Annotated in this window: 18 protein-coding genes, 2 tRNA genes and 1 rRNA gene; 12 read left to right on the top strand and 9 right to left on the bottom strand. The window is 30.3% G+C overall.

Features of this window, described 5'->3' with window-relative positions; translation table 11 throughout:
* The first annotated feature begins 19 nt into the window (after nucleotides 1–19).
* The 3 genes from ACZ5B9_RS10555 to ACZ5B9_RS10545 all read left to right on the top strand — a co-directional run bounded on the left by ACZ5B9_RS10555 (nucleotide 20) and on the right by ACZ5B9_RS10545 (nucleotide 3,253).
* The gene (locus ACZ5B9_RS10555) at nucleotides 20–970 is read left to right on the top strand and encodes a sigma-70 family RNA polymerase sigma factor (RefSeq protein WP_464422555.1); all 951 of its coding nucleotides are present in this window, start codon (nucleotides 20–22) and stop codon (nucleotides 968–970) included.
* Between the two features lie 26 nt (nucleotides 971–996).
* The gene (locus ACZ5B9_RS10550) at nucleotides 997–1,809 is read left to right on the top strand and encodes a Nif3-like dinuclear metal center hexameric protein (RefSeq protein ID WP_464422554.1); all 813 of its coding nucleotides are present in this window, start codon (nucleotides 997–999) and stop codon (nucleotides 1,807–1,809) included.
* Nucleotides 1,810–1,978: 169 nt separating this feature from the next.
* The gene (locus ACZ5B9_RS10545) at nucleotides 1,979–3,253 is read left to right on the top strand and encodes an NRAMP family divalent metal transporter (RefSeq protein ID WP_376823076.1); all 1,275 of its coding nucleotides are present in this window, start codon (nucleotides 1,979–1,981) and stop codon (nucleotides 3,251–3,253) included.
* Between the two features lie 117 nt (nucleotides 3,254–3,370).
* Here ACZ5B9_RS10545 and ACZ5B9_RS10540 read toward each other — a convergent pair whose 3' ends face one another.
* From ACZ5B9_RS10540 to ACZ5B9_RS10500, 9 genes are all read right to left on the bottom strand, one after another.
* Entirely contained in the window at nucleotides 3,371–4,393 is a 1,023-nt protein-coding gene (locus ACZ5B9_RS10540) for a hypothetical protein (protein ID WP_464422553.1), read from the bottom strand.
* A 24-nt stretch (nucleotides 4,394–4,417) separates the two neighbouring features.
* On the bottom strand, nucleotides 4,418–5,134 hold the full coding sequence (locus tag ACZ5B9_RS10535; RefSeq protein ID WP_464422552.1) for an FtsZ/tubulin family protein: 717 nt from the start codon (nucleotides 5,132–5,134) through the stop codon (nucleotides 4,418–4,420).
* Nucleotides 5,135–5,158: 24 nt separating this feature from the next.
* Complete coding sequence (locus ACZ5B9_RS10530; protein ID WP_464422551.1) at nucleotides 5,159–6,106, bottom strand: helix-turn-helix transcriptional regulator; 948 nt, start codon at nucleotides 6,104–6,106, stop codon at nucleotides 5,159–5,161.
* 93 nt (nucleotides 6,107–6,199) lie between these two features.
* Nucleotides 6,200–7,288 carry a hypothetical protein gene (locus tag ACZ5B9_RS10525; RefSeq protein ID WP_464422550.1) on the bottom strand — a complete coding sequence of 363 codons (1,089 nt, stop codon included), beginning with the start codon at nucleotides 7,286–7,288 and terminating at the stop codon, nucleotides 6,200–6,202.
* A gap of 144 nt (nucleotides 7,289–7,432) precedes the next feature.
* Nucleotides 7,433–8,002, bottom strand: coding sequence for a precorrin-6Y C5,15-methyltransferase (decarboxylating) subunit CbiT (cbiT, locus tag ACZ5B9_RS10520; protein ID WP_071123880.1), 570 nt, complete (start codon nucleotides 8,000–8,002; stop codon nucleotides 7,433–7,435).
* Between the two features lie 192 nt (nucleotides 8,003–8,194).
* On the bottom strand, nucleotides 8,195–9,559 hold the full coding sequence (locus ACZ5B9_RS10515) for a DUF711 family protein (protein WP_464422549.1): 1,365 nt from the start codon (nucleotides 9,557–9,559) through the stop codon (nucleotides 8,195–8,197).
* A gap of 51 nt (nucleotides 9,560–9,610) precedes the next feature.
* Entirely contained in the window at nucleotides 9,611–9,886 is a 276-nt protein-coding gene (locus ACZ5B9_RS10510) for an ACT domain-containing protein (RefSeq protein ID WP_464422548.1), read from the bottom strand.
* 158 nt (nucleotides 9,887–10,044) lie between these two features.
* Complete coding sequence (locus ACZ5B9_RS10505; RefSeq protein WP_464422547.1) at nucleotides 10,045–11,388, bottom strand: ISLre2 family transposase; 1,344 nt, start codon at nucleotides 11,386–11,388, stop codon at nucleotides 10,045–10,047.
* 207 nt (nucleotides 11,389–11,595) lie between these two features.
* Nucleotides 11,596–12,075: a tetratricopeptide repeat protein gene (locus ACZ5B9_RS10500; RefSeq protein ID WP_464422546.1), complete on the bottom strand. Its 480-nt coding sequence runs from the start codon at nucleotides 12,073–12,075 to the stop codon at nucleotides 11,596–11,598.
* Between the two features lie 224 nt (nucleotides 12,076–12,299).
* Here ACZ5B9_RS10500 and sppA point away from each other — a divergent pair, with 224 nt between their 5' ends.
* From sppA to ACZ5B9_RS10455, 9 genes are all read left to right on the top strand, one after another.
* Complete coding sequence (sppA, locus tag ACZ5B9_RS10495) at nucleotides 12,300–14,084, top strand: signal peptide peptidase SppA (protein ID WP_464422545.1); 1,785 nt, start codon at nucleotides 12,300–12,302, stop codon at nucleotides 14,082–14,084.
* A gap of 215 nt (nucleotides 14,085–14,299) precedes the next feature.
* On the top strand, nucleotides 14,300–15,448 hold the full coding sequence (locus ACZ5B9_RS10490; protein ID WP_464422544.1) for a cysteine desulfurase family protein: 1,149 nt from the start codon (nucleotides 14,300–14,302) through the stop codon (nucleotides 15,446–15,448).
* A gap of 32 nt (nucleotides 15,449–15,480) precedes the next feature.
* Nucleotides 15,481–16,671 (top strand): tRNA uracil 4-sulfurtransferase ThiI, encoded by a 1,191-nt coding sequence (gene thiI, locus ACZ5B9_RS10485; RefSeq protein ID WP_464422543.1) that lies wholly within the window; start codon nucleotides 15,481–15,483, stop codon nucleotides 16,669–16,671.
* Between the two features lie 92 nt (nucleotides 16,672–16,763).
* Complete coding sequence (locus tag ACZ5B9_RS10480; RefSeq protein WP_464422542.1) at nucleotides 16,764–18,326, top strand: YihY/virulence factor BrkB family protein; 1,563 nt, start codon at nucleotides 16,764–16,766, stop codon at nucleotides 18,324–18,326.
* A gap of 19 nt (nucleotides 18,327–18,345) precedes the next feature.
* Nucleotides 18,346–19,788 (top strand): DNA recombination protein RmuC, encoded by a 1,443-nt coding sequence (locus ACZ5B9_RS10475; RefSeq protein WP_464422541.1) that lies wholly within the window; start codon nucleotides 18,346–18,348, stop codon nucleotides 19,786–19,788.
* Between the two features lie 56 nt (nucleotides 19,789–19,844).
* The gene (gene nadR, locus ACZ5B9_RS10470) at nucleotides 19,845–20,915 is read left to right on the top strand and encodes a multifunctional transcriptional regulator/nicotinamide-nucleotide adenylyltransferase/ribosylnicotinamide kinase NadR (protein WP_464422540.1); all 1,071 of its coding nucleotides are present in this window, start codon (nucleotides 19,845–19,847) and stop codon (nucleotides 20,913–20,915) included.
* A 266-nt stretch (nucleotides 20,916–21,181) separates the two neighbouring features.
* Nucleotides 21,182–22,693: ribosomal RNA gene (locus ACZ5B9_RS10465) — 16S ribosomal RNA — on the top strand.
* A 42-nt stretch (nucleotides 22,694–22,735) separates the two neighbouring features.
* Nucleotides 22,736–22,812 (top strand) — tRNA-Ile (locus ACZ5B9_RS10460).
* Between the two features lie 11 nt (nucleotides 22,813–22,823).
* Nucleotides 22,824–22,899, top strand: a tRNA-Ala gene (locus ACZ5B9_RS10455).
* The last annotated feature ends 7 nt before the right edge of the window (nucleotides 22,900–22,906 follow it).

The following is a 22,906-nucleotide window of genomic DNA, read 5'->3' as shown; positions in this document are numbered from 1 at the left end:
TAAAATAAGGGGAAAAAAGATGTTAAAAAATGTTTTTGAAGATATAAGAAAAAAAGGAAGTTTCAGTTTTGAAAAAATTATAGAAAATCATACGATGAATGATGATGAATTTTTTGAATTTTTGAAATTTATCCATTTGGAAAATATTCCAGAGGTTAGGACTTCAACTGATGGGAGTGATTTTATCGTATTAGAAGACGAGAATATTTTTATTGAAGAAAAGGATATGATAAAATCATATTTAGAAGATATAAAGAGAAAATACGAGGAACTTGAGAAAAAAAGTAAAAATGAGAAAGAAAGGGAAGAATTAATTGATAAATATTTAAAAATTGCAGTAAAAGAAAGCTTGCTTTATTCAAAATACGGATTTTCGTTTTTAGATACAGTTCAGGAAGCTACACTTGGAATTATGTCAGGTTTGAATTATTATGATGAAATTATGAAAATAACAAAAGATCCTAAATTTTTTGTGAAAAATTTTGCTGTAAAATATATTTTGGAATTTCAGAAGGAACTGCTAAAAGATATTAAATCATCTGAATTATCATATATTTTATATTTAAAAGTAAAAGTTGATAGGAGTATGGGATTTTCAATGGATGAAATAAGTAAACAGATGAATGTTTCAAAAGAATATATTGAACAGCTTGAAAAACTATTTGACGAGGTAGAGCCTGAAGAGTTAATCGGAAATACACAAATATTGGAGAAAGCTGATAAAATTACACAAATGTATATCTTAGAAAATATTCCAAAAAAATTGAATTATCTAGATGAACAGATTTTGGTAATGACTTATGGACTAGATGATAAAGTGTATACAGAAAAGGAAATTGCAAAATCACTAAATATAGCAAGTCACAATGTGAAGATTTTAAAGGAAAAGGCTCTTAATAAATTGTCAATTGATTTAATGAGAAATGATTTTGTGGAAAATAGTGAAGCAACGGATTATACAATAAATTAATTAAATTACGAAAGGGAAAAATAATTATGAAACTTTGGGAAATAATGGGAGAACTACATACAATTTTTAGTCCAAGAATTGCAGAAGACTGGGACAATGTGGGGCTTTTGATAGGAGATAACACAAGAGAAGTAAACAAAGTATTGTTTTGTCTAGATGTTACTGAAAAAGTTGTACAAAAGGCGATAGATAAAAATATAGATTTGATAATTTCACATCATCCAGTAATTTTTTCTGGCTTGAAACGAATTACAAATGAAACTTCACATGGAAGAAAACTTTTAAAATTGATGGAAAATAGAATAGCAGTTTACTCAATTCATACAAATGCTGACTTTGCTATTAATGGTTTGAATGACTTTATAATGGACAAATTAAATTTAGATGGAGAAAAAATAATTTATAACGAGCAAAAATTTGATGATTATAACCCAATAAAACGTAAAATGGAGCATATACATGGTGGGCTTGCCAGAATAAAAGTATTGAACAAAGCAATGAAACTGGGAGATCTGCTTGAAAGAATAAAGGATTCGCTTGGAATAAGCTATGTAAGATATGTTGGAGATAAAAATGCTTATGTACGTAAAATTGGACTTGTTACAGGTGGTGGAAGCTCATTTTTACATGATGTTGCAGATAAAATTGATGTTTTTTTGACTGGAGATTTGAGATATCATGAGGCTTTGGATGCTCTGGAAGATGGAAAGATTCTCGTAGATGTAGGACATTTTGAAAGTGAGTATTTGTTTGTGGATATGATGGAAAAAGAAATGTCAAAATTTTTTGATGGAGAAATGATAAGGCATTTTGAAGAGGAAGTGTTTAAATTAGGATAGAAAAATATTAAAAATAATCTAATGAAAATTAAAAATATTGATAAAAATACTAAAAAAATTTTGAATATTCATTACAAAATGTTATAATACCTCTATAATTTCAAAAATTTGATAATCAAATGATTTGTTATAATTTTTGGAAAGACTAAGAGAAAAGGAAGGTATTTTTATGACAGCTACTCACTCAAGCTGGTATCACAAGTTTAAAGCCTTTGGACCTGGTATCCTTATGGCTTCAGCAGCTATTGGAGGTTCCCATATCGTAGCATCTACGCAGGCAGGTGCATTATATGGATGGCAATTGGCAATTATAGTTATTTTAGTCAATATTTTCAAATATCCATTTTTCCGTTTTGGGACACAATATACGCTGGAACGTAAACATTCGTTAATAGAAGGATATGAAGAAAAGGGGAAAATTTATCTTTGGGTATTCTTTATTATGAATATATTTTCTGCAGTTATTAACGTGGCAGCAATTGGTATTTTGACAGCGGCAATTTTAGCAAATATTTTAAAATTGACATTTTTAAGCAGTCTTACTCCTGCGGCGATGGCTTCAATGATTAACATGCTTACTACAATTGTTCTTGTAGGTTCACTTGCAATGCTGGTATTTGGAGGTTATAAACTGTTGGACAGTTCTTCAAAATTTATTGTTATTTCATTGACAGTTGCAACAATTATAGCAGTTGTTATTGCGTTATTCAAGCAACATCCGATGGCACCTGATTTTGTTATCCAATCGCCTTGGAAACTGACAGCATTGCCATTTATTGTATCATTAATGGGATGGATGCCTGCTCCAATTGAAATTTCGGCAATTAATTCGATGTGGACTGTTGAAAAACAGCAAAATATGAAAGTTCCCCACAAACTTGCAATGTTGGATTTTAATGTAGGTTACTGGGTTACAACAATTCTAGCCTTTGTATTTTTGGCACTTGGAGCATTGATTCAATATGGAACGGGAACAGCGATTAAAGGAGCAAGTGCAGCTTATATCGCCCAGTTTATTCAAATGTACTCAAGCGTTATTGGAAGCTGGTCAGGGCTTCTTATTGCATTTATCGCATTTATGTGTATTTTTGGTACAACAATTACAGTTGTAGATGGTTATTCACGTGCTAATGCTGAATGTCTTAGATTAATTATGAAACAGAAAGAAGTTAAAACCTCACATTTTAATATATGGATGATAGTAACAGTAGCTGTGGCAATGGTTATCGTATTCTTTTTTGCTGGAAATGTAGCCGCAATGATGAATTTTGCCATGATATTCTCATTTGTTTCAGCTCCAGTGTATTCATATCTTAATTTTTCACTTGTTAAAGACAATAACAAGCTGCCTGTTTGGCTGTGGTTCTTATCAGTGGCAGGAATTATATATTTAGCAGGGTTTACAATATTTTTCCTTGTTTATTTGTCTGGAATTTTGAAATAATATCGTTATTTTATAGAGGAAACCATCCTATAATATGATTTGTCAATTGTATTAGAGGGAGTTTCCTCTTTTTTGTATTTTGAATCTGATTGAAATTATTTTTTTTTAAATTTATTATTATAATATTTCTTCAAAAATTTCTTTCAATCCAATACTTTTAATATTTGAAATAAAAATTAATTTTTTTAATTCTTCTGAAAAAATAACTTTTATACTTTTTTCTTGGCATTTTTCAACTAAATTTTGATTATCTTTTCTTTTAGCTGAAGTGATAATTAAAATTTTATCAATTAATTTTCTATTATTACTCCATTCGTATTCTTCTGATTTATTAATTTGCTCTATAATTTTATCGATATTATTAACCACGTATTTATAGTTTTTTATCTGAATAGCAATCATATAATTTTCAAAAATCCCAGGAATAGTTATTGAAATATCAGTCCCGTGTTTTTTTTCTTTAATGCCTCCCGTATTTTCAACAATATATTCAGACGGATATATTTTCTCTAAAACATTTTTTAATACTTTTTCCCAATCAGTAGCTTCAAATTTATCGTTATATTTTTTATAAATTTTTTCAGAAAATTCATTTAATGATTTGAAATATGTATCCATTTCTTCTGATACAATATTTTCTATACTTTCGTTAACACTTATAAAAGTTTGATTATTTTCTAAATTCTGAATAATTTTTTTTATATTTTTTGAAAATCGAGTTATATTCCAAAATCTATTTCTTGCTTTTAATGTACTCTTTATTTCTCCAGAAACATCCTTTCCATTTCTGTTAAACCATCCAATATACGTTACAGGAAAAATATGTCCGAAATCTTCTTTTTCACCATCAATTTCAAATTTATATCCTTTATCCCAATCTTCGGTTGCTTCAGCTATAGCAACGTCACTCCATTTTGGCAATCTTGGTATTAAAAGAATATCTCCTTTTTTTACATTTTTGTACATACTTAAATTTTTTTTAGCACCACTATCCTTTGTATCAGGTAGTTCTTGATTTTTATCATATCCCCAACCTTGTCGTAATCGTCCTTGTTCTAATTCCTTAAAAAAGAAATCTTGATTTTTTACATCGATTCTGTATCCCCAGTAATGTTTTTCTCTTTCTTGTGTATTTTCCATTCTAAATCCCTTCTTTCTATAATATTAATTAATTAATTTAACTGAATCTTCCACAATGTAAGCAATAATATTTATGAAATTTTCATTTTCTGGATATATTTGCAGTCCCCAAAGAAATACCCGCTCATTAAGAATATTAGTCATTATTTTAGCAATATCTTTTATCTGAGTCAATTCGATATTTTTTCCTGCTGTTATATTCAAAAATATTTTATAAGTTTTATTTTTATCAAAAGTTTCCAGCTTTAGTTTTAGGTTTTGTAGGAAATCATCAAAAGTTTCTAAATTTCCTTTTTCAAAAATTACGAAAGATTTTGAGGTTTTTTGAAATACAGTTTTTAAGTCCGCTAAATCAAGAGTAACCATTCCTTTTGCTGTTAAAGTTTTTGTTATTCCGTTGATTCCATTTTTTAAATCTTCGGAAGATTTGCATTTTATGATAAAGTTTATTTTTGAATCAAATAGGTCGGTATAACCATTTCCAATATCATAAATGCCAGTAAAAATGTCATTTTTCCCAGTATTTTTGATTATTTCTAAGGCAAAATTTTTATTATTTTCAAAATATGTATTTAAAATTATCAAAATTACATCTGTATCTTGAAAATTTATTTTTAAATCTTTGTAGTCATTTTTAATTGTAATAATGCTTATATTTTCATGTGTAATTATTTCTTTCTCAATAGTGCTTAGAGCTGTTTCTCCTAAACTTATAATTTTTATTTTTGGTATTTTTTCCATAGATTTTCTCCTTTTTGTAGAAATTTATTTTAAAATTTTGTATTCAATAACATAATCTCCCTGACTTCGTAGCCACATTTCCGCTCCAAAACTTCCATAAACTTCGATTTTTACAGTGTAAACTGTAGTTTTCCGATTATTTTCCTTAACTATTTTTTTATCTAGTATTTCTGCAGTTGGAAATTTATCAAGCACATACTCGATATAGCCTCTATATTTAAATTCTATTCTTGTAAGAGGCCCTGAGTGCATAAAATGTATATATTTTCTAAATTCACCATCTTTAAATTTTTCAGAATAATTCAAAATCTTAAATTTCTTGCCAGTATTTTCAATTTCAGTAATTCTATCAATCCTGAAAATTGCAGGGTATTCTTCTTTATTTTCGATGTATGCGATTAAGTAAAAGTAGTATTCAGAAAACATTACGGACAAAGGCTTTATATTGTAATTTTTACCTTGTTTATCTTTTGTAGTGTAATTTATATTTATTAATTCCTGTTTTTTTATATGCTGTGCTAAATTCCAGATAACTGTAAGCAGATTTTGTCCGTGCTGCAAAGGGATATAGTTGGATTTTTCGCTATTGATAAGACCTTTTATTGTTTCCCTGTCATTTCCTGATGAGTGATTAATTAACTTATTTATTAATGTTTGAGTTTCATTTTTGTTAAATGCCCTGCTTTCAAGTATAATTTTACTTATTGCTAAAAGCTCTTCATTAGTAAAAGAATTTTCACTATTTTCTTGAAGATAATACCCTTTTTTAGATTTGGAATACTTTATTTCTGCTCCATTTTCTTCCAAAAAATAGGCTCTCAAAGTTTCTATATCTCTTTGAACTGTTTTTATATCAATGTTAAATTCGTTAGCTAAATCAGTTCCATTTAATATTTCCTTCTGATACAACCTTTTTATTATTTTTAGTATTCTAATTGATTTTTCTTCAGAATTTTGATTTTTTCCCGCCATAATCAAGCCTTTCGTACATTTTTTTATTCTATGCTTTAATTATAACTTTATTTCTTATTTTGTCAAATAATCAAAATTTTCTTTTCTAATCTTTTACCAAAACCGAATACCACCTTTTCGCCTTTCATTTTTAATATATTCTTTTATATCTAAACTACTTCTCGCTTCATTAAATTTTTCTATTTTTTCTGTTATTTCATCCAATATTTCCTTTATTTTACTCACCGAAGCCTCTTTATCTACTTTTAAATAAAATAATGGAACTTCTTTCTCTTTTAAGTCAACTTCTTCCAAATAAATTTTTTGAAAATCTGGAAATATATTTTTTAATTCACGTTGAACTGATTCAAACATATCTTCATGTAATTCATCAAGATGAAACCAATTTAACACAAACAGTATATCAAATTCTCTATTTCTATTTTTTTTATATACACATTCTACAAAAAATTCATCTTTTATCCACTTTATATAGTAATCATTTCTATATATATCATAGTTTTTTCTTTTTTTATCAAAATACCACTCCAAAATACTGTATAGTGCTGAAACATTAAAAGAATCATAATCCTCTTCACTTACTTCTCGCATGAGCTGGTTATAATAACTATCAAAAATACTGTCATCAATGTCTTTTTTAAAAGTTTTAAAAAATTCTAAAAGTCTTTCTTCGTCATACATAATAATTTTTTCTCCTATTTCTTCTTTTTCATATCTAGAAATTTTATCAGGAGTAATGTATACGATTTTTATTTTATCTGTCTCATTATTTCCTAAATTTTCATATATTTTAAGTAATTGAACTAGTTCTTGATTATATTCAAAAAAATATGGTGAAAATTCGTCGTAGTCAAAACATTTGAAAAATATATATTTTCTATTGCTCTTTTTCTTTTTATTCACAATAAATAAAAGTGTATATTCATTTAGAATTCTATTAATAAAATCCTCATAGTCCTTCCCAATATAAAAATTAGAATAACATATTTCAATATCTTTCGTATTCAGTTTCTGTCCTAAAATTTCCTCAACGAATTTTTTTGCCATATTTTTTAAAGCTTTTTTATTACTATTATTTGTAGTATCGACTTTTAACCATTTTAACATCCAATACAAAAAAATATCATTATCAAATTTCATATTGTAAAAAGCATCATTTTCAGTTAATTTTAAATTACTCATAATAATTGTCTCCTTTACCTTCATGATATTTTTTACATTATACTTTTTATAAAGGACATATTTTGTCTGTCTAAAAAAAATTGTGTAATTCTCTAAATTTTAGAGTTTTACACAAATTTAAATTATTATTTTTATTTTTATTTATTATTTCTTGGCAGTAATCACATAAATTGGATTTTCTGCCATCATCATATTAAAATCTTTAACTTTTCTATTTTTACTCACAATTAACTGACAAATATCCACATCTTTAAAGTCGTATTTTTTCAATTCCTCAACAGCCGTAAAAATATTTTCCAGCACGATAAAGTTTAGTACTAAAATTCCATCGTCAACAAGGTTATCATAAGAATATTTTATAATTTCCACCAGATTTCCAGCAGAACCTCCAATAAAAATTTTATTAAACTTTGTATTTAAGTCTTTTAGTCCATCTGGAGCCATTCCTTTAATTACAGTAATATTTTCCAATCCTAATTTTTCCTTGTTTTTATGAATTAGCTCAACTGCCTCATCATTTCTCTCAATTACAAAAACTTTTCCGTTTCGTGCAAATCTCGCCATTTCCATACTTACAGAACCAGTTCCGCCACCAATATCAAGACAAATATCATCATCTTTCATCTCCATTTTCCCAAGACTTACAAAACGGATTTCCTCTTTTGTCATAGGAACTTTTCCTCTTAAAAATTCTTCATCTTTTATATGATACATTTTATCACTCCTTATTTTAAATTATAGTTTAAAAAGAAAGCCAAGAGTAAATCCTAACTTTCCATTTTTTATTTGTTGTATAGTAAAACTGCTTTAAAGCCGAACTCAAAAGCTATGGCTATTTTACTCAAACCCTAAATTTATATAATTTTCAATAGTTCGGTTTTAAATGGGTTCGAGTATATTTTTAAATTAATTTTTCAACGCCTGAATTGGAGGAGCTACTTTTCCACCACGATTTATTAAGACAGAACAATCTAAATTATTTATGTTTATAATATCTGCTTCTCCTAGAAGTCCTCCAAACACTACTCTATCGCCAGCTTTTTTTCCAGGAACTGGGATTATTCTAACTGCAGTAGTTTTACTGTTTACCATTCCAATTGCCATTTCATCTGCTATTATTCCAGAAATTACAGCTTCAGAAGTATCACCTGGAATAGCTATCATATCAAGTCCAACAGAACATACACAAGTCATTGCCTCCAGTTTTTCAAGTGTCAAATATCCTTTGCTTGTAGCTTCTATCATTCCCTGATCTTCACTTACTGGGATAAATGCTCCTGTTAAGCCTCCAACACGAGTTGCAGCCATTGCTCCGCCTTTTTTTACAGCATCATTTAATATTGCGAGTGCAAGCGTTGTTCCATAAGCTCCGACTGCTTCCAGCCCAAATTCCTCCAGTACGTTTCCAACACTATCGCCCACTGCTGGAGTTGGTGCAAGTGACAAATCAATTATTCCAAATTCAACACCAAGTCTTTCAGCAACTTCTTTTCCGATTAATTCTCCCATTCTTGTGATTTTAAAACTTACTTTTTTTATTGCTTCTGTTATTTCATCAATTTTTGCCTTTTTTGAAATGTTAGCAAGTGTGTGTCTTACAACTCCTGGACCGCTGATTCCCACGTTTAGTACAATATCTGGATTTTCTACTCCGTGAAATGCACCCGCCATAAATGGATTATCAGGAACAGCATTTGTAAATACGACAAATTTTGCCGCTGCCAGTCCGTCTTCATCTTTGGAAAGTTCAGCCAATTCCTTTACAGTTTTTCCCATCATTTTTACAGCATCCAAGTTGATTCCTGACTTTGTAGAGCCTACGTTTACAGAGGAGCAAACTCTGTCTGTTTCAGAAAGTGCCTTTGGAATACTATTTATTAGCTTAACATCACCTTTTGTAAAACCTTTGTCCACAAGTGCCGAAAATCCTCCAATAAAGTCAATTCCAATTGTTTTCGCCGCTTTATCCAGTGCTTTTGCAAAAATTGTGTAATCTTCGGCGTTAGTTGCATTTCCAATTATTGAAATTGGAGTAACTGAAACTCTTTTGTTAATAATTGGCATATTGTATTTACTTGCCACTTCATCAGCGATTTTTACCAAATCTTTTCCATTTTCCGTAATTTTGTTATAAATATTTTCTGCTGTTTTTTCGGCATTTGCATCAATGCAGTCAAGCAGGCTTATCCCCATTGTGACAGTTCTCACATCAAGGTGCTGCATTTCTACCATGTCTATCGTTTCCAGTATCTCATCAGGTAATAAATTCATTTTTCCCTCCTAAATTTCTTATAATAATTGCTCTCGAAAAATTCTGAAAAATTATATTCTGTGCATCGCCTTGAAAATATTTTCATGTTGCAAGTAAACTCTTACTCCAATTTTTTCCTCAACCGCCTTAAACTCTTCCTGCAATCCTTTTATATTCGTATTTTTAGGAGCTTCCACAAGCATAATCATCGCAAAAATATCATTTTCAAAAACTTTTTGTGTTATATCTATAATATTCAAGTTAAGTTCACTTAACTTTGTCGATACATTCGCAACAATTCCCGATTTATCCGTTCCAATAACTGTAATAACAATTCTATCGTTCATTCTGATACCTCCTGACAAATTAAATTAAAACTCTTCTTAATGTATTAAATTATCGCATAAATTTAGGTATTTCGCAAGTGGGAAGTTTTATTTTGACAGAGTAAAAAATATAGGGGCAGTCATTAAATACCACAACAAATCTTTTTTGACTGCTTTTTTTAAAATATTTTACTTTGTGATATTTCTTTCAAAACTTCCCTAAGCGGACATTCTCCTCCTCTCAAATATGGCATATTTGTGCTTTTTCCTGTTTCATTAACAATTTCTGGCAAGCATTCCATCTCTATTGCCTTTTCTAGTGAACTCGTTCTTTTGCCGCTAAAGTACAATTCATACGCCTTTTTCCTGTCTTTTCCATAGTTTGCAAAAAAGGTGTGATATAACGCTCTTGCCATTATCTTCCTTCTTGAAAACGCTTTCGGCCTGCTTGACAAAAATCTTGAGCATTCGTGGGACACAAGGGCTTCCGTCCTTGAGCCTATGTAATCCTCTTCAGTATATATCCTCCTTATCTTCTCATGCTGGTTAAGCAGCATCTTCATCTGCTCCTTTCTTCTCTGGCTCACATTCTCCTTTTCCTTGAAATTTTCATAAAAGTTTTCAAGTTCTTTAAAATTATCTCCCTTTAGCCATCTGTAAAGTTTTTTTGATATTTCCTTGTCCCTTTTAGAAATTTCAGCTATGGCTTTTACTAAATGGAACTTGTCATAGATGTGTATTGGCTTGTAAATTCCAAGCTCTCTTACAAAGCTGTCTGTCCATGTTCCTCCATCAGAGTTGACAATTAGTTTCTTTTTGTCCATACTGTATCTTTTTTCAAGATAGTTAAGTACATACTCCGACACTTCCTCAAGCGATACGGATGCAGGAAACATTATTGTGTGCTTGTCAATGAGTTTGTTCCTGCCTGTGCAGATTTCTTCAATTCCACGATGTATTACAATCATCCTCATATATGTATTTCTGCTTCTTCTACACTTCATATGATCTTCATCAATCTCCATATATACTGGTGAATTGTCATCTCTTTCAAATCTTTCAATATCAAGTTTCGGCATTTGAAAAGAATTGACAAGATTATACACGGTAGCCCTTGAAACACCGTAAGTTTTTGCAAGAAATGAAGCTGCAGTATGCTGACATTCAAAAAGTATAGTAAAAATCATCTCCTCAGAAAGCCGTCTATACCGCTTAAGTCCAATTTTTTCATCAATGTAATAGTGAATGCCTGTTTTTTTGTTTACATATTTTCGACGTTCAAAAGTTACATCCCCGAAGGCAGTGGTAACAGTTCTTTTAACAAATCCTTTGCTTTTAAACTTATCATTTCTTTCATCGGAATGAAAAAAGGCATCGTCAACTCTTTTGACATAAACTCTAAACAGCGTTTCAAAGGCCTTTGAGACAAACAGCTTAAACTGCTGCTCAAACGGAAGTTTGAAGGAAAAAATATTTTTAAAAAAAGTCTTTACAAGTGAAGAAAAATTTGATATTCTGATCATAGAGGAAACCGCCTTTCAATAGGATTTGGCGATTATATTGTAACTGGTTTCCTCTTTTTTGTTAATTTGAAATTTAATTAAATTTATTTGCCCCTATATTTTTTACTCTGTCGTTTTATTTTATAAAAAACTTAGGATGTGAAATAATTTGGATTAAAAAAAATATCCAAGTAAACAACACTCTCTTTATTGCAACTTTTTTGATTATTAATATCCAGCTTGTAACATTTTTTTATAAACTTCCTGAGCTTCTTCATAGCCTAAATCAGATGCTTGTTTTACATATTTTTTTGCATTGATACGGTCATTTTGGTTGTAATACAAGATTCCTAAATTATACATAGCTTTAACATGTCCTTTTTGTATAGCTTTTAAAAACATTTCTTTGGCTTTGTCAAATTTATTTTGTTCATAGTATAAAGTTCCTAAATTATACATAGCTTCAATTTCACCTTTTTGACTGGCTTCTAAAAACATCTGTTCAGCTTTGTCAAATTTTTTCTGGTAATAATATAAATTTCCCAAATTATATATAGCAAAAACAGAACCTTTTTGGCTAGCCTTCAAGTACATCTGTTCAGCTTTTGGATAATTATTATTCTTAAAATACGAATTCCCATTCTCTAAGTATCCAGCTTGTGCTGCATGTGCTAAAGCGATAGTTCCTAATATAATAAGTTTTTTCATTTTAATTCATCTCCTCTGTTGTTTTTTACTATGTAAACTATAATTTAGTTACATTAATTATATACATTACTTTTTATTTTTGTCAATAATTTAATCAAAAGTACGAGTTTAGATATTATTGAAAGTATAGAAAAAATATTTTATTTATTGATATTTGTAGATTAAAGTGATATAATTTGAAAAAATTAGATTTGCATAAAATCATACAAGGAGGAAAATAAAAAATGAAATTTTTGAATTTTTTCAAAAGATTTTTGATATTTACATTAAAAGAAATATATTCGTTTTTTCTAAAACTGTCGTTATTTATATTTGTAATTTTTATTATTGGAATTTCTACAATTGCAATTTTTAGTTCCAAAGATAAGAATGAAAAAATGAAAAAAAGCTATGAATATATACTTTTTAATGTTTCTGACGTTACAGAAGATAAAATTATCGGTTCAAATTTTCTATCAGATGAAAAATTATCGTATATGGATATTTTAAATAGTTTGGATGATATTAAAAATAATAATCAAGTAAAAGGAGTGATTATTGCTTTAGACACTATAAATTTATCATCTGCAAAAATAGAGGAATTGTCTAAAAAATTTGAAGAATTAAAAGCAAATAATAAAAAAATATATGCGTTTGGTGCTTATATTACGAATGCCAATTATAAATTAGCTTCTATTGCCAATGAAGTAGTTATGGTTCCATCAACATCAGCAAGTCTTGATTTGACAGGATATCATTATTCAGATTTATATTATAAAGGGCTTTTTGATAAACTTGGGGTAAATATGGAAGTAGTCCGTATAGGAAATTACAAATCTTATGGGGAAAATTATACTGGAAATGAGATGACTCCCGAATTGCGTTCAGAATTAACTAGAATTTTGGAAAATCGATATGATAAATTTGTTACAGAAATTTCGAAAAATCGTAAAATTGACAAAAATGTTTTAAATAATGATATTGTAAATGGAAATGATATTAATTTGACTCCATTTGCTGCACGTGATAAAAATTTTGTCGATAAACTTGAGCATTTTTCTGATTTTACAAAACGTCTAAACATAAGGGAAGACAATGTTGCAGATATTTATGATTATTATGAAAAAAGAGTAGAAGATGGTAAAATAGGAAATCCAAGAAATGGAACAATAGCTGTAATTTATGCCGAAGGTTCGATTTTATATGATCCAACTGATGTTACTGAAGGTGTAATTACTCCAGATAATATTTTACAAAAAATTGAAAAAGCTATGAAAACTAAAAATTTAAAGGGAATTGTACTTCGGGTAAATTCAGGTGGAGGTTCAGCACTTGCTTCTGAAATAATTTATCAGGAACTTACAAAACTGAATATTCCAATTTATGTTTCAATGTCTGATACAACAGCCTCTGGAGGTTACTATATCTCAATGGCAGGAAATAAAGTATTTGCAAACAATGCCACAATAACAGGATCAATTGGTGTAGTTTCAATGCTCCCAAAATTTAACAATGCACAAAATAAATATGGAGTTCATTCTAATTCAGTATCAAAAGGCAAATATTCAGAAATTTATGATAGCTTTGAACCATTATCTGAAGAATCTCGTGCGAAAATCAGTCAATCTATGCAAGAAACATACAAAGAGTTCAAATCTCGTGTTTCTAAAAATCGTAAAATAGATGAAAATACTCTTGAAGGCTATGCACAAGGTAAAATATGGCTAGGGGATGAAGCAAAAAATATAAACTTAATTGATGGAATTGCGAGTCTTGATGAAGTTATAAAAATAATGGCAAAAGACTTAAATTTACGTAACAATTATGCTGTAGAAAGTATTTATCTGGAAGAAGATTTTTCTCACAAGTTAAAATCACTCACAAGAATGGTTACAGAAAAATTCAGTTTAACTACACAATTGAAAAAAAATATTCCAGAAGCTAAAAAAGTATTTAACGAATATGATTTTGCAGTTCAAAATCAAAATAAACCACTGTATTATTTAACATACAAATTAAATTTATATTAGAAATTAAGCGGAGTAAAAGTAAAAATTGTTTTTTAGAGACACTTTTTATTAAAAAACTCCGTTTTTTGCTTATTTAGTTTTGATAAATTTTATAAAATATAGTATAATAAAAACAAGAGTTTATAATAATTTAATTTTCATTAGAGATAGTAAAATTATTTTTTTAATAGTCTCTATTTCAAAGGCTATAATATAATTTGAAACAAGGAGGAAAAATGATTTATTTAGATAATTCAGCCAGTACAAAGCCACGTAAAGAAGTTATAAATGTGTTAGTTCAAACAATGGAAGAAAATTATGCAAATCCCGATGCAATTCATGATTTTTCCCATAAAACTTTATTAAAGATAAAAAATGCTAAAAAGATAATATCTGATTATTTAGAAGTTGAAGCTGACAGAATTTACTTTACAGCAGGTGGCGGAGATGGAAATAACCTTGTATTGCAAGGAATTATCAATGCAAATTCACGAATAAAAAAACATCTAATTACAACAAAAATTGAACATCCGTCAGTCTATGAAGTGTTTAAGCATTATGAAAATCTAGGCTTTGAAGTGGATTATCTGAATGTGGATAAAGATGGTTTTATAGATCTTGAAGAACTTGAAAATACGATTAGGGAAGATACGGTAATAGTTTCGGTTGGAGCAGTGAATAGTGAAACTGGAGCGATTCAAGATTTGGAGCAAATTTCAAAAATTATTAAAATGAAAAACAGAGATACATATTTTCATACTGATTTTGTACAGGGACTTGGATGTACGAATATAAAGTTTGATAAAATTCCTGTAGATGCAATAACAATAAGTGGACATAAAATTCATGCACCAAAGGGAATTGGAGCCATCTATATAAATAAACGTGTCAAAATTGCAAATATAATTTATGGTTCAAATGCTGAAAATGGAATTGTAAAAAGAACAATGCCGACAGAATTAATTTTGGCTTTTGCAAAAGCTGTAGAGATTTTGATAAAAGAGGAAAAAAACGAAATGGAGCATTCACAAAAGTTAAAAGAAATGCTTGCAAATAAAATCTCTGAGGAAATTACAAATATAAAATTTAATTCTTTGCTTAGCATTGAAAAATCAAGTCCTAAAGTATTGAATGTATCGTTTAACGGCACAAAAGGTGAGGTGCTGACACATTTTCTAGGAATGTATCAAATTTATGTTTCTACAGGCTCAGCCTGTTCATCAAAAAAAGGGAATAGCAGAATACTTGAAGTTATGGGACTTACTCAATCAGAATTGGATGGAGCAATAAGGTTCAGTTTTTCAAAGGATAATACAGAAAAGGAAATTGATGAAGTTGTGAAACGACTGAAGGAAAGTGTGGAAAGAATTAGGAAAATGAGATAATATTTTTTATATAAAAAACAGAAAGGAAAAAGATGAGCAATTATACTGATAAAAATTTATTGAATGCAATAGGGCTTTCTTATGGAGAGTTGTCACTAAAAGGTAAAAACAGGGTGCAATTTGAAAAGAAATTGAAAAATAAGATTAATAAGGTGTTAAAAGGATTTGATTATCAGTTATTCGATGATTTATCAAAATTATATGTCTTAATAAATCCTGAAAATTTGGATGAAGTTACAGACAAACTAAAAAAAGTTTTTGGAATAGTAGGTCTTAATCAATCGGCAAAAGTTGAAAGAAATGATGAATTTATAAAGGAAAAAGTATTAGAATTTGCAAATTATGCTTATGAAAATGGAGCTAGAACTTTTAAAATAACAGTTAATCGCAGTAACAAAGGATTTGAGAAGAAATCAATGGACTATGCACGTGAACTCGGAGGACATGTACTGGTAAACAGTCCTTTTGAAAAAGTTAAAATGAAAGATCCTGATGTTATGATAAATGTTGACATTAGAAAAAATGCTTATATTTATACGGATAGAATAAAAACTTATGGTGGACTTCCGCTAGGTTCAACGGGAAAGGGACTTGTTCTTTTATCAGGTGGAATAGACAGCCCAGTTGCTTCATTTATGATGGCAAAAAGAGGAATGCGTTTAAATTTTATAACATTCCACAGTTTCCCATTTACAAGCCAGCAGGCTCTTGAAAAAGTAAAGGAACTAACTGATATTTTATCGCTTTATGTTGGTAAAACAAGACTTTATTCTTTAAATATATTAAAAATACAGGAAGCGATAAATACACAGACAAAAAAAGATTTGGCTACAATTTTAACAAGACGGGCTATGATGCGTCTAGCTGAAAGATTGTCAAATACGATGCAGTATCAGGCATTAATTACAGGGGAAAGTCTTGGACAGGTAGCGTCACAGACAATGGGAGGGCTTACTTGTACAAATGCTTCTGTGGAAAAATTGCCAGTATTTAGACCTCTTATTGGAATGGATAAGACAGAAATAATTGAAATTGCAAAAGAAATAGAAACTTATGAAAAATCCATTGAGCCATACGAGGATTCATGCGTGATTTTTGCTCCGAAACATCCTGTTACAAATCCTAAGCTAGAAGATGTGCTAGCAGAAGAGGCAAAAATTGAAAACTATGATGAAATTATGAATGAAATTTTTGAAGAACGTGAATATTTTAATTTTGGATAAATTTATTTTATAAAAAGATTATGTATAAATATATTTGTTTGTAATATTTAGATACATTTAATAAAAAATAAAAAAGAAAATGGAGAAAGTTTATGAAAGAAAAGAAAAATTTTCAAAAACAAAAAAAAGGAGTAAAAGAAAACGGATTTAAGAAAAAAATATCCGAAATAAAAAGAATGATTTACTTGATTTACCGAAATTATCGTGATGGTGAAACGCAAATACTTGCGATTTCTTTAACTTACTACTCACTTCTTGCCATTTTTCCAGTAGTTGCTCTTGTATTAGGAATCACAAAGGGATTTGGGCTGGATAAAATATTCATACAGAAGTTTTTTGAATTATGGCCAGGAAATAACAGTTTTTTAAGGGTAATTGTGGATGTTGCTCAAAGGCTTCTTTTATCTACGGAAAGTAGTATATTAACTGGAGTAGGAATTGTTATTTTAATTTATTCAGCAGTAAAAGTTTTAATAATGCTTGAAAATTCCTTTAATAAAATATGGAAAATTAATAAGAAAAGATCAATTACAAGAAGAGTTATTGACTATATTGCAATTATATTTTTAGGACCAATATTTTTTGTTTTGCTATCAGCCTTAAATTCGGTTGCAGTTGAGGAAATATCCAAACATTTTTCAGGGAATGCAGTAATTATGAACTTATTTATTGGATTGTTCGGGCCTGCGACATACATTATTTTGTTCAGTTATCTATTTTATGTGATTCCAAACACAAATGTAAAAATAAAACCAGCAGTTTATGCAGGAATTGTAACGACATTACTTACTTTTGGATGGAAATTGCTGTTCTTATTATTACAGTCGTCAATTACAAGATACAATATAATTTATGGAAGTTTGGCTCTAATTCCTATTTTCCTAATATGGGTACAATATGTTTGGGTAACAATTTTACTTGGAGCGCAAATAGCTTTTTCAATTCAAACATCGGATGAGTTCTTATACAGCGAAAAAATTGAAATGCCAATCAAAGTAAAAAGGGAAGCTGGAATTTTAATTTTATCCCTAATTATCAAAAATTTTGTTGAAAAAAAAGAGTCATTTACGTATCAAAAATTAACTGATAGGCTAGGTATGGAAGTTTTTTTTGTGAAAGAAATTTTGTCTGATTTGGAAAAAATGGGATTTATTAATGAAGTTTTTTATGATAAAAATTCAGACAGTCAATACCAAGTTGCATATAGTCCAGAATCCATAACAATCAGAGAATTTATGAAAAAATTTGATACAAAAAATATTGAATATTATGAAAATATTTTTGATAATTTGAACGAAGAAGACAAAAAACTTCTTGAAAAAATAAGGGAAAAACTGGCAATGAAAAAAATAGAAAATCCTGATCCTGAATTTGAAAATACTCCTGAAAAAGAGGAAACATATTTTTCAGAATCAGAACAGCCAGAAAATTTTCAAAATCCAATAAAACCAAGAAATCCCGAAGAATTAACAATAGATTTTCAAATTTCAAAACAAAAAAATGAAAATTTACAAATAAAAGATTCTCCAAGAATAATAAGAAAAGAAAGAATTAACCGTGAATCAGAAGTTCAAACTTCTCAATCAGAAGATAATAATTCTCAAGATACTCAAAAAAGAGTCAGATACGAAGATGGAACTTGGAAATTCTTTTAATTAGAAATGAGGAATAGAAATGATAACAGTAGTAATAATTATCGTGATAATAAACATTGTTACAGTTGTTGGAACAATTATTTTTCTTAATAAGAAAAACATTGAAAATGAAGAAAAAATGCTGTTAAATCAGATTAACGAAAATAATCAGCAAAATTTTGAGGAAAATAAGAAAAAATTTGATGAAATTGAAAAAACAATAAGCCTAAATGCAAAAAATAACTTGCTTGAAGGCATAAATAACTTACAAAATAAATTATCTGAAAATAATGAAAAATTACTTTTAAGGTTTAATCAGCTGGGACAAAATTTAAGTGGTACAATGAACGATAATAATCAGTTGTTATCTAAAAATCATACTGAAAACAGCCAACTTTTAACTTCCAGCATGAATAATAACATTCAAAAGCTGTCAGTTCGCCTAAATGAAAATAATACAGCGTTGACAGGTGTAATGACTGAAAATAATCAGAATTTGACAAAAAATATAAACGAATTTAAAGATGGACTTACAAAAAATATAAATGAAAATTTTGAAAAATTAAGTCAAAAAATTGAAAATAGACTTGATGTAATGAATATGAAAGTGGAAGAACGTTTATCAAAAGGGTTTGAGGAGACAACAAAAACTTTTGGAAACGTGTTAGAACGTCTGAGTAAAATCGATGAAGCACAGAAAAAAATTGAAGCTTTGTCAAGTAATGTCGTTTCACTTCAAGACATTCTAACTGATAAAAAAAGTCGTGGAATTTTTGGTGAAATTCAGCTTTACCAAATATTATCTTCAGTTTTTGGAGAAAAAAATGATAAACTTTACCAAAAGCAATACAAACTTTCAAACGGAACCATTGTTGATTCTATTATTTTCACGCCAGAACCACTTGGAAATATCGCAGTTGACTCAAAATTTCCATTAGAAAATTATAGAAAAATGTATAATAATGATTTATCTCAAATTGAAAGAGAAAATGCTCGGAAAGATTTTGTGACTGATTTGAAAAAACATATAGACGCAATTTCTTCAAAATATATAATAAAAAATGAAACGAGTGAACAGGCAATATTGTTTCTTCCAGCTGAAGCAATTTTTGCTGAAATAAACGCTTATCATACAGATATAATAGAATATGCCTACAAAAAAAACGTACGGATAGCGTCCCCAACAACTTTAATTTCAGTATTGACAGTAATTCAAGTTATGATGACAAACTTAGAACGTGATAAATATGCAAATATAATTCAGCAGGAACTCGAAAAATTGAATGTTGAGTTTACAAGATACCGTACTCGTTGGGATAATTTACAAAAAGATATCGAAAAAGTTTCTAAAGATGTAAAAGAAATCAACACAACTTCAAACAAAATAAGCAAAAGATTTACAGAAATTTCGAATGCAAAATTTGAAGAAAAAACAGTTAATAATAATGTTGAAAATTTAAAAATCTTAGGAATGGAAGAATAGATTTTATCAAAATTTATTAGATAAGATTTACTTCAAAAAGGAGAATAAAATAAAAAATGCAAAAAAATGGAATAATATTTGGAAAGTTTTATCCACTTCATATTGGACATGTTGATTTTATTCAAAGAGCTAGTGGTTACGTAGAAAATTTATATGTTGTGGTATGTACTGATGATGACAGGGATAAAAAATTATTTGAAGACTCAAAAATGAAAAAAATGCCAACTGTAAAAGATAGAATTAGATTTGCAGAAAAAACTTTTAAACACCAGAAAAATATAAAAATAATACATCTTGCGGAAGATGGTATACCATTTTATCCCAATGGCTGGAAATTATGGAGTGAAAGAGTACAGGAAACACTTTTAAAAAATAAAATTAAAGTGGACATAATTTTTACAAATGAAACTCAAGATGTGGAAAATTACAAAAATAATTTTTTGACATTACCCAATTTTGAAAAAACTTTCAATAAAAATTTAGAAATTAAATTAATAGACATAAATAGAAACAATTTTCATATTAGTGCAACAGAAATAAGAAAAAACCCATATAAAAACTGGTTTTTTATTCCAAAATATGTAAGAGAATTTTTTGTACTAAAAGTAGCAATAATTGGTTCGGAATATTCAGGAAAGACTAACTTAACTCATAAATTAGCAAATTATTATAACACAACTTATGTAAAAGAATATCGAAAAGAGTATATAAAAGAAGAAATGCAGAATCACATAGAAAACATTCAGTACTCTGATTACAGCAATATTGCTTATGAACACAATAGAAGAATACTAGAATCTATCAAAAATGCTGATAAACTAACTTTTATAGATACAGAATTTTCTTCTTTACAAACATTTTCAATAATTCAAAATGATACAAAAAACCCAGTAATAGAAGATTTTATTAAACACAGCAATTTTGATATTCTGCTATATATTGAAAAAAAATCAAACTCAAAAGATAAATCAAAATATAAAACTTCTGAATATGATAAGATATTACAATCCTTACTTGAACAAAATAACCAAGAGTTTATACAATTATATTACAAAAATAATAATAGTCTTACAGAAAATTATATAAAAAGCATTGAAATAATAAATAAATATCTTGAAATAAACTAATATAAAATAATACCTTTCTAAGAAATAAAAAATAGACTACGAATAAAAATATTCAAAAACACAAAATTTTTTAAAAAAAGTAGTTGACAAATAAATTCAGTTATGATAATATATATCTTGTCGATACGAAATCGTGTCGCAGGACAATTGAGATAAGAATAGAAGAAGCAATAATGTGTAAAAGATAAATAATAGTCAAGAGCTCTTGTTGTAAAACAAGATTCTCGTCAAGACAAAGGTGAAAATTAAATATATGTAAAATATATTGAATGAAGAGTTTGATCCTGGCTCAGGATGAACGCTGACAGAATGCTTAACACATGCAAGTCTTTGGCGAATCTGTGCTTGCACAGGCTAGCCAAGGCGGACGGGTGAGTAACGCGTAAAGAACTTGCCCTGCAGACAGGGATAACAGACGGAAACGACTGATAACACCTGATACAATTGCCAGCACGCATGTGCCTGGCAATGAAAAGAGATGCTGCAGGAGAGCTTTGCGTCCTATTAGCTTGTTGGTGAGGTAACGGCTCACCAAGGCGATGATAGGTAGCCGGCCTGAGAGGGTGAACGGCCACAAGGGGACTGAGATACGGCCCTTACTCCTACGGGAGGCAGCAGTGGGGAATATTGGACAATGGGGGCAACCCTGATCCAGCAATTCTGTGTGCACGAAGAAGGTTTTCGGATTGTAAAGTGCTTTCAGCAGGGAAGAAGAAAGTGACGGTACCTGCAGAAGAAGCGACGGCTAAATACGTGCCAGCAGCCGCGGTAATACGTATGTCGCAAGCGTTATCCGGAATTATTGGGCATAAAGGGCATCTAGGCGGCCAGGCAAGTCTGGGGTGAAAACTTGCGGCTCAACCGCAAGCCTGCCCTGGAAACTGTTTGGCTAGAGTGCTGGAGAGGTGGACGGAACTGCACGAGTAGAGGTGAAATTCGTAGATATGTGCAGGAATGCCGATGATGAAGATAGTTCACTGGACGGCAACTGACGCTGAAGTGCGAAAGCTGGGGGAGCGAACAGGATTAGATACCCTGGTAGTCCCAGCCGTAAACGATGATTACTGGGTGTGGGCATGAAGAGTGTCCGTGCCGAAGCAAATGCGATAAGTAATCCGCCTGGGGAGTACGGCCGCAAGGCTGAAACTCAAAGGAATTGACGGGGACCCGCACAAGCGGTGGAGCATGTGGTTTAATTCGACGCAACGCGAGGAACCTTACCAGATCTTGACATCCTACGAATGCCTGTGAGAACAGGCAGTGCCTTCGGGAACGTAGAGACAGGTGGTGCATGGCTGTCGACAGCTCGTGTCGTGAGATGTTGGGTTAAGTCCCGCAACGAGCGCAACCCCTATCGTTAGTTGCCATCATTAAGTTGGGGACTCTGGCGAGACTGCCTGCGAAGAGCAGGAGGAAGGTGGGGATGACGTCAAGTCATCATGCCCCTTATGATCTGGGCTACACACGTGCTACAATGGCCGGTACAGAGAGCTGCAAAGTGGCAACGCCAAGCGAATCTTTAAAGCCGGTCCAAGTTCGGATTGAAGTCTGCAACTCGACTTCATGAAGCTGGAATCGCTAGTAATCGCAGATCAGCAATGCTGCGGTGAATACGTTCTCGGGTCTTGTACACACCGCCCGTCACACCACGAGAGTTGTCTGCACCTGAAGCTGCCGGTCTAACCGTAAGGAGGAAGGCATCTAAGGTGTGGATAGTGATTGGGGTGAAGTCGTAACAAGGTATCCGTACCGGAAGGTGCGGATGGATCACCTCCTTTCTAAGGAGTTAATTCATTACACTGCTTCTTCGTATATCTTATGGGCGTGTAGCTCAGGTGGTTAGAGCACTGTGCTGATAACGCAGGGGTCGCTGGTTCGAGTCCAGCCATGCCCACCATATTATGTCTTGGGGATATAGCTCAGTTGGGAGAGCGCTGCCCTTGCAAGGCAGAGGTCAGCGGTTCGAACCCGCTTATCTCCACCAATTAATA

This window comes from Leptotrichia sp. SK-5 (assembly GCF_055387215.1).
Note: the sequence above shows the minus strand (reverse complement) of the source record. Positions and strands in the feature narration are given on the sequence as shown.

Bases quoted from the DNA above. Each gene is read 5' to 3' on its own strand.
- ACZ5B9_RS10555 (WP_464422555.1), top strand. From the start codon at position 20: ATGTTAAAAAATGTTTTTGAAGATATAAGAAAAAAAGGAAGTTTCAGT.
- ACZ5B9_RS10550 (WP_464422554.1), top strand. From the start codon at position 997: ATGAAACTTTGGGAAATAATGGGAGAACTACATACAATTTTTAGTCCA.
- ACZ5B9_RS10545 (WP_376823076.1), top strand. From the start codon at position 1,979: ATGACAGCTACTCACTCAAGCTGGTATCACAAGTTTAAAGCCTTTGGA.
- ACZ5B9_RS10540 (WP_464422553.1), bottom strand. From the start codon at position 4,393: ATGGAAAATACACAAGAAAGAGAAAAACATTACTGGGGATACAGAATC.
- ACZ5B9_RS10535 (WP_464422552.1), bottom strand. From the start codon at position 5,134: ATGGAAAAAATACCAAAAATAAAAATTATAAGTTTAGGAGAAACAGCT.
- ACZ5B9_RS10530 (WP_464422551.1), bottom strand. From the start codon at position 6,106: ATGGCGGGAAAAAATCAAAATTCTGAAGAAAAATCAATTAGAATACTA.
- ACZ5B9_RS10525 (WP_464422550.1), bottom strand. From the start codon at position 7,288: ATGAGTAATTTAAAATTAACTGAAAATGATGCTTTTTACAATATGAAA.
- cbiT (WP_071123880.1), bottom strand. From the start codon at position 8,002: ATGTATCATATAAAAGATGAAGAATTTTTAAGAGGAAAAGTTCCTATG.
- ACZ5B9_RS10515 (WP_464422549.1), bottom strand. From the start codon at position 9,559: ATGAATTTATTACCTGATGAGATACTGGAAACGATAGACATGGTAGAA.
- ACZ5B9_RS10510 (WP_464422548.1), bottom strand. From the start codon at position 9,886: ATGAACGATAGAATTGTTATTACAGTTATTGGAACGGATAAATCGGGA.
- ACZ5B9_RS10505 (WP_464422547.1), bottom strand. From the start codon at position 11,388: ATGATCAGAATATCAAATTTTTCTTCACTTGTAAAGACTTTTTTTAAA.
- ACZ5B9_RS10500 (WP_464422546.1), bottom strand. From the start codon at position 12,075: ATGAAAAAACTTATTATATTAGGAACTATCGCTTTAGCACATGCAGCA.
- sppA (WP_464422545.1), top strand. From the start codon at position 12,300: ATGAAATTTTTGAATTTTTTCAAAAGATTTTTGATATTTACATTAAAA.
- ACZ5B9_RS10490 (WP_464422544.1), top strand. From the start codon at position 14,300: ATGATTTATTTAGATAATTCAGCCAGTACAAAGCCACGTAAAGAAGTT.
- thiI (WP_464422543.1), top strand. From the start codon at position 15,481: ATGAGCAATTATACTGATAAAAATTTATTGAATGCAATAGGGCTTTCT.
- ACZ5B9_RS10480 (WP_464422542.1), top strand. From the start codon at position 16,764: ATGAAAGAAAAGAAAAATTTTCAAAAACAAAAAAAAGGAGTAAAAGAA.
- ACZ5B9_RS10475 (WP_464422541.1), top strand. From the start codon at position 18,346: ATGATAACAGTAGTAATAATTATCGTGATAATAAACATTGTTACAGTT.
- nadR (WP_464422540.1), top strand. From the start codon at position 19,845: ATGCAAAAAAATGGAATAATATTTGGAAAGTTTTATCCACTTCATATT.